Annotated in this window: 8 protein-coding genes; all 8 read right to left on the reverse strand. The window is 41.8% G+C overall.

What is annotated here, in order from left to right:
• On the reverse strand, window positions 1-833 hold an 833-nt coding region (gene traN / locus AAC037_RS17530), incomplete at its 3' end, for a conjugative transposon protein TraN (RefSeq protein WP_339904375.1).
• Window positions 834-846: 13 nt separating this feature from the next.
• Window positions 847-2,043, reverse strand: a complete 1,197-nt coding sequence (locus tag AAC037_RS17535; RefSeq protein ID WP_339904376.1) for a conjugative transposon protein TraM — start codon at window positions 2,041-2,043, stop codon at window positions 847-849.
• Window positions 2,033-2,473, reverse strand: a complete 441-nt coding sequence (locus AAC037_RS17540; RefSeq protein ID WP_339904377.1) for a hypothetical protein — start codon at window positions 2,471-2,473, stop codon at window positions 2,033-2,035. Before AAC037_RS17540 ends, AAC037_RS17535 begins: the two co-directional genes overlap by 11 nt.
• Entirely contained in the window at window positions 2,451-3,062 is a 612-nt protein-coding gene (gene traK, locus AAC037_RS17545) for a conjugative transposon protein TraK (protein WP_339904378.1), read from the reverse strand. Before traK ends, AAC037_RS17540 begins: the two co-directional genes overlap by 23 nt.
• 11 nt (window positions 3,063-3,073) lie before the next feature.
• Window positions 3,074-4,246: a plasmid transfer protein gene (locus tag AAC037_RS17550; RefSeq protein ID WP_339904379.1), complete on the reverse strand. Its 1,173-nt coding sequence runs from the start codon at window positions 4,244-4,246 to the stop codon at window positions 3,074-3,076.
• The gene (locus AAC037_RS17555) at window positions 4,243-5,043 is read right to left on the reverse strand and encodes a hypothetical protein (RefSeq protein WP_339904380.1); all 801 of its coding nucleotides are present in this window, start codon (window positions 5,041-5,043) and stop codon (window positions 4,243-4,245) included. Before AAC037_RS17555 ends, AAC037_RS17550 begins: the two co-directional genes overlap by 4 nt.
• Window positions 5,040-5,699 (reverse strand): hypothetical protein, encoded by a 660-nt coding sequence (locus tag AAC037_RS17560; protein WP_339904382.1) that lies wholly within the window; start codon window positions 5,697-5,699, stop codon window positions 5,040-5,042. The genes AAC037_RS17555 and AAC037_RS17560 overlap by 4 nt, the downstream gene beginning before the upstream one ends.
• On the reverse strand, window positions 5,696-6,270 hold a 575-nt coding region (locus AAC037_RS17565), incomplete at its 5' end, for a hypothetical protein (protein WP_339904383.1). The genes AAC037_RS17560 and AAC037_RS17565, both read right to left, overlap by 4 nt.

Genomic DNA, 6,270 nt, shown 5'->3' on the forward strand with positions numbered 1-6,270 from the left:
TCTGCACTCAGTAGGTCGAAATAATCTATTTCAAGTATCAAATTCCTTCCGGACAATTGTTTTTCGGTTAGTTCTATGGAAAGCACCTTGTTATTGGGGAAGGAGAATTTTTCCAATACATAAATGTTTCGGTACCTCCTTTTGAAATTTTCCTTTTCAAAGAGGGTAAATACAGGCTCCATTTCTATGGCCTGTACATTGGTAGCCTTGGCTATTTTTTTATCCTCCACTCTAAACCTGATCTGGTCAATATCAAATTTCAGATTGGTTTCGTTGGTATAGGTAATGTCCAGAAAAATGTAATCCTCCAGGGTATGGATATGATTGACATTTCCAGTGATGCCATATTGGGAATTGTAAAGGCCAGTTTCATCCTCTTTTCTCTTATAGGCACCCATTGAAAATTCTCTCAATTCATTTTGGGTAAGTGGTACCAGCCCAACCCCTAAAGGACTCATGTTTTCAGGGGTGATTTCTAGCAATGTGGGCAAATCTTGATTGCCTGAAGCATATTGCACTTCATATTGAGCTATGAATTTTTGGCCGACAATGGTCACTACTCCAAGATTCTCCTTAGATTCCATATTGTCTGCTGCACTGATTTCCTGCATTTTAATACGGAAAACATTGTCCAAAGGCAAATCACCCACCAGTCCTTCGCTGGAAATATCTACATACTGTATCGGTTCGGGAGAATTAAAGTGAAGAGTTATGTTTTCCCGGATGTAAAGTTTTTCTCTATTGGAATGGGAATGGTTAGCATCAATTTCCTGGGCAATTGTAGCAAAGCCCAATAGGTTCCAAAGGCATGTTACTAAGATTAATCTTTTCATATCATTATGGGTTTTAGTTTGAAAGGATGTCCGGGTTCAATTGTTCCGGATCAATAAGATAGATGACGGTGCCATATTTTAGGTTGGCCTTGTTTTGCCGAATCCGTTTTGACACGGCCTGGGAGCTGGAGGTAAATACCTTTTGAAGTGCTGACAAGTACATTTGATTCATGGAGGAGGCTCCTTGGTTCATCTGGAGGTTCATCCCTCCTGTAACATTGCCTCCCAGGTCTTTTGAAAATTCCCTAAAGGAACTGGCAGGAACATAAAGCCCTTCCATGCCGTCTTGATCATAGATGTTTAATGCTATGGGTAAAATTTCATCTTCCACCATCACACTGCTGACAGTCAATTTTACTCTTTGTGCTTCATAGCCGCTGATCCAAGCATAGAGGTATGTCCCTTTAGGAAGTTTCCTTGCACCGATCTGTATATCTTCCAGTAAGCGAATCCTGATTCTTTCCCCCAAAGTACCTTTGCGGATTTCCTGATCAACTATTGCCTGGATGAAAGACCTTTGGGAAGTTTTCCTTACGGTATTGAAATTTTTATCGATATGGCTGGTCTTGGAAACCTTTAGCCTGGGTTTTTGAGGAACTTGGGTCTCACTTCCAATTTCTTCTTCAGTAACTTGAAGGGTAGGATCATTGGCTTTTGAGATGGAATCCACAAGGGCCATTTGAGCCCGAAAAAGATCCATGGGATCTTCATACCTTGGCTCCTCATTGGTATCTTGTTGTCTTTCCATTTGGTTTAATGCCTGAAGAATAACTTCATCTTCATCGGTATGGGCAGTGGGATTATTTTCGACTTCCAAATCAGGTGCTGGTCTCCTTTCTATTTGCGGACCAGGCTGGTTAAGGGTGTTTTTTAAAGCCAAATCAATGGAATCCAGCATCCTTTTTTCTGCTTCATTGTATTGGGAAAGGATTTCATCTTCCTGTTCAACTTCAACCCTCATGTTTTTGATGGCTGTGTACCCATCCGCTCTTTTGTACCTGGACCTGAATGCGTCGAGTTTGCCATGGATACCACGGTTTCGAACCTGATCAGAAACATTTCCTACGCTTTCCTGCAGGTCTGCTTTTCCAATGTCATCTTCCTTTTCCTCTTCGCTGTTAAAGGACTGCATGCCAAAATTCAGCAAAAGCATAAAGGGCAACAGAATCAGTGGCAAGATGTATTTTGGTTGTTTGAAGTCAATCTTCATGGTCTTTTGAGTTTAATTTTTGATACTTTTCAAGTTCAGAAATGGCATTTTCGAGAAAAATGCTGTCTTGAAAATCAATTTTATCCTTGGCAATGATTCTTTCTACTTTATGCTTTAGCTGCCCTATTCTCTTTGCCTCATTACCAATTTGAAAAAGCGCAGAAACTTCATCAGCTACTCCGGATCCCAATACTTTTGCCTCCTCCATGAGTTGGTCTGCTTCCGGTTGTTGGGAACCCTCAAATGGCAGGATAATAAAAGTGAGCAGTGCAGAAACAATAAGGCTGAACACCATCCCCGAAAAGCATTGTTCGGGATACTTATCCAATATTTTACTTAAGTGTTCCTTTCCCTTTTCATGCAGGGTACTGAACTCTATTCTTATTTCTGTGAAGAGCGTTTTATTCTTAGAAGGTGTTTTTCGAAACATGGCTGAGGTCTTTATTTTCCAGTGTTTTCCAATTGGTGATCAAAACTCCATGGCTGTTGTTTTCTGATCTTGGAATATCCATTAAATACCCTTCTGTAATCAGGGACCTGGTGATTGTGGCACTTCTTCTTTCGATTTTCTGCTTGCCATAGAAAGTGAATTTATTGCTTGGTTCCAGGGCAATGGAATCCGTCTGTAGTGTCAGTACCGAACTGGAACTGAGGATGGAATTAAAATAACCTCTTTCTTTCAGGTTATTGTACTGCAATGCACCTGATTCATCTGCCAGGTACATGGCCTTTTTCATCTGGTATTCTATGTGCTTGTCATCCGGAGTCAGGGAGAAAAACAGACTGTGAAACAGGTCCACGGCTGCCCTGTATTCGGCAGGCCTGTTCATTTGCAGATTGGTCTGTTTGGCCAAAATGGGGATATTGTTGTCCAGGATATAAATGGATTGTCTTGCATTGGACACTTGCTTGTAAGCAAAAAATGAAACTCCAATACAGATTATAACGGCAGTAATAAAGCTCCCAAAGGACAAATAAGTAGCCAGTTTAATTTTCGATTCTATGTTTTTAATGATCATGGTATTGAAATTTATTTTCCTAAAATCCCTCTAACTGACATCCGGGAAGCTGTTCTGCTAAGAGTAGAACCCGTCCTTCCCATAGTGGCGGATGCTGAGGTAACGCCCGAGGTACTGATGATCCAGGTGGAGATGGAGGGTACAGTGGTGATGGCAATTGCTCCCACCAAAAAACTTACGATGACCAAGCCAAAGGAAAGAATGCCATTTCCTGCCATCCATGCCAATTTGGACAAAACTTCATCTCCACCGGAGGTATCCAGCAGTGCTTCATATTTCTGAATTTCTTGTAGAAAAGCATATTCCTGCATCAACCCACACACGTATAAAACTAGGTAGGCAATGCCCACATACAGATTGACTGCTACAAAACGGGCAATCCAAGTGGTAAAGGCGTCCCGAAAGGCTGGCAATACGCTTACGGCCAATGAAAAGGGACCTAAAATCACCAAAATGGTTGAATAGATGATTTGTATGAAAAAGACAAAATAGACACAAATTCTTAAGATCCAGATGGCCAATAATTCCAGCAACTGGGTGACCAATAGTTGCATATTTGTCTGCATCCTTATTTTCATCTGTACCAGCGGGCCATATACATTGTCGGTAAAAAAGCCTTTAACCCCATCCACCATGACTGTACCCAGGCCTTTGTCTGCTTCCTTGGCTTGCTGGGATGCCAATTCAGTGGTTGCCTGGTATTCAACCATTTTGTCAGCCACCTGAATAATATACACCGCTCGGTCCAGCCTCAAAGCATTGATCCGTTCATTTTGGGTAGAAAACATGGCTTCTGTTTTTGCGGAAATCAGGTCGGTGGGAAAAGCAATTATTCTACAGAACATGCCCCACCACATGGTCAGCATCAACAAGCTAAATGGTCTCAAAAGTGGCATGATTTCCATTTTCTTATCCCCCACCATCATTTCATAAGATTTAATCGAAAAGAAAATCAGCATAAAAATGCAGGCCAGAGCCTGGGCATCTTGTATAAATGGTCCAAAATGAGAATAGGCATAGTCGCGCATTCCTTCAAAAAAGCGCATGACCCCTCGATCATATACACCATTTCCCTGTAGAAAGGAAATGGCTTCCTTGTACTCTTCAGGGGGAACTGGTATCTGGCCATATGCCATTGGTAACATCAAAAGGGTTAAAATGAGTGTGGATCCAGTTTTTTTCATCGCAGTATGATTCGTCTTTGTAAAATTCCCGAAAGGATTTCTTCCTCTTGATCTGCTTGCTCCAATAATTGTTCTTTGCTGTTTTGTCTTTTTTCCATGCTTTCCCGGAAAGCCAGCATTTTCTGTGAAAGGGCCAACTTGTACTCCCAGTTGCTTTGCAGTTTCCTCAGGTCCAATAAAATCCTGTGGTACATAAGCATCCGTTGCCCTCTTTCCATATCCTGCGTTTTCGCAAACCCGTACCTTTCTTCAAGACTTTTCATCCTTTCCAGGTACCAGTCATATGCACCATTTTGAAGCATATATTCCTTTACCTCTGTGGCACTGTTTTGGAAAGCATGGGTTTCAATATTATCAAGCGGAGCGAGTTCTCTTTTGTAAAAGAGTAAATACAATGGGTCTGATCCTGACAAGGCACCGGATATGCGCTTTATCTCCCGAATTGCCATATTTTTAACCGTATCAGTCTGTTGTTTGTAATAATCTGAGGAAATTTTCATGGCAGCGGCCAATCCAAGTCTTTGGGTCTGCTCCCCGGAAGTGGAAAGAGGCCTTCTGTCCAGATCGGGATAATCGGGGTGCAAGGCCCAGGTTAAAAACCAATTGGAGTTCGTAGGAATACCAAGGAAGCGCCTAGGCCCTGGAAGAAAACGGTCCTCATCCCATTGCTTGAAGACCATTCTTTCCTGTTGTGCAACAACCGCTTTGTCCTGAATTGGTGTCTGTGCTGTAGCTGTTGTCATATATAGCAGGAACAGGACAGGAGTTAATATTTTAATTTTTCTTTCCTTATTCATCGCAGGCTTTGTTTATGAATTAGGATTTGATTGATTAGATTTAAGTTCTGATCGATATCTACCTGGTAAGGATTAAGTTTTTTTAGTACACCATTGACGTTTGCCCAATACATGGATTTCTTCACTGCCAGAAGGTAGCTGGCGATAAGGTCAATTTCATTTTGAATTTTCACCAACAATTGATCCCTCACATTGGGGTTAATCAGTAAATTTTTGCCTTCAGCCAGAACAAAAGCCGAAACCTCTGATACCAGTAAAAAACTTCTTTCCTTTGCTTGGCGAATATAGGTTTCTGCAAAAAGGAGTAGGACAGGGTTCTTAGAAGCAATGGTCATGGTTTCATCGCTTAAAGAATAGATTCTTTGCAACGTCTTCCCTATCTGTTTTACCTGAATGGCATCCTTCAGCCCTTCATTTACCTGGCCCAAGGACCGGTAAATCATGGTTTCTACCAGTGCCAGGCTGGACACATTCAAGCCTATGTCATCGGTGTTTTCCCGAATCCTTGTAAGGCTTTCCTGGTAACCAATTTCAGCTACATTTCTAATGGCCGCATTTTCGTTTACTATCAAAAAGTGCTCTCGGTCAAATACCACTGTTTGAGCAAACAGTGGAAAGGAATTAGCCAAAAGAAAGAAGGTCAGAAGCTGTTTCATTTTTTTATCAGTTGAGCGTTTTTCAATATTTCATCTACTGTTGCTGAGCCTTCCAAAAGAAATTCGGGATAGGGACTCAGTCCTGATTTCTGACGGATATAGGACTCCAAACTTTTGGAGGTAGCCAAAGAGAGTCTATTGACCGACCTCAGCTCATGCAAAACGTGCTGTAACAACAAGCGTCTTTCGGAAACCTTCATTTGGTTGAGGTCACCGATAGAAGCCATTAACCCTATCAGGTAATTCATCAGGGAATAGGAATGCTTGAAGAATAGCTTTTCTGTTTCCAATGCCAGGGGAATTACCGAAGGATCACTTTGGCAATAAAAAACAATTTGCTCCTGATGATCTATGATAGCTCTTAAAAGTGGGTCTGCCGACGCGGCAAGTCCAACAGCTTCCACCAAAAGTTGAAGCTTAGCAAAACGCTCCTGAACTGCCCGATATTTTTCCTTGACCTGGCCCATCAGGTTTCTATTCACTTCTTCATTAATGGCATTTTTAGCTTGATTGGCCTTCGCCTCGGATTGCTTTTCGTGTTCATTTTTGGAGTCTTCTACCAACTGATGCA

Origin of the sequence: uncultured Cyclobacterium sp., from assembly GCF_963976465.1 — a bacterium.
In the GTDB taxonomy this organism is placed as follows: Bacteria; Bacteroidota; Bacteroidia; order Cytophagales; family Cyclobacteriaceae; genus Cyclobacterium.

Excerpts from the sequence above, each read along its gene's own strand:
- AAC037_RS17540 (WP_339904377.1), bottom strand. The coding sequence starts at position 2,473 with ATGTTTCGAAAAACACCTTCTAAGAATAAAACGCTCTTCACAGAAATA.
- AAC037_RS17550 (WP_339904379.1), bottom strand. The coding sequence starts at position 4,246 with ATGAAAAAAACTGGATCCACACTCATTTTAACCCTTTTGATGTTACCA.
- AAC037_RS17555 (WP_339904380.1), bottom strand. The coding sequence starts at position 5,043 with ATGAATAAGGAAAGAAAAATTAAAATATTAACTCCTGTCCTGTTCCTG.
- AAC037_RS17560 (WP_339904382.1), bottom strand. The coding sequence starts at position 5,699 with ATGAAACAGCTTCTGACCTTCTTTCTTTTGGCTAATTCCTTTCCACTG.
- AAC037_RS17535 (WP_339904376.1), bottom strand. The coding sequence starts at position 2,043 with ATGAAGATTGACTTCAAACAACCAAAATACATCTTGCCACTGATTCTG.
- traK (WP_339904378.1), bottom strand. The coding sequence starts at position 3,062 with ATGATCATTAAAAACATAGAATCGAAAATTAAACTGGCTACTTATTTG.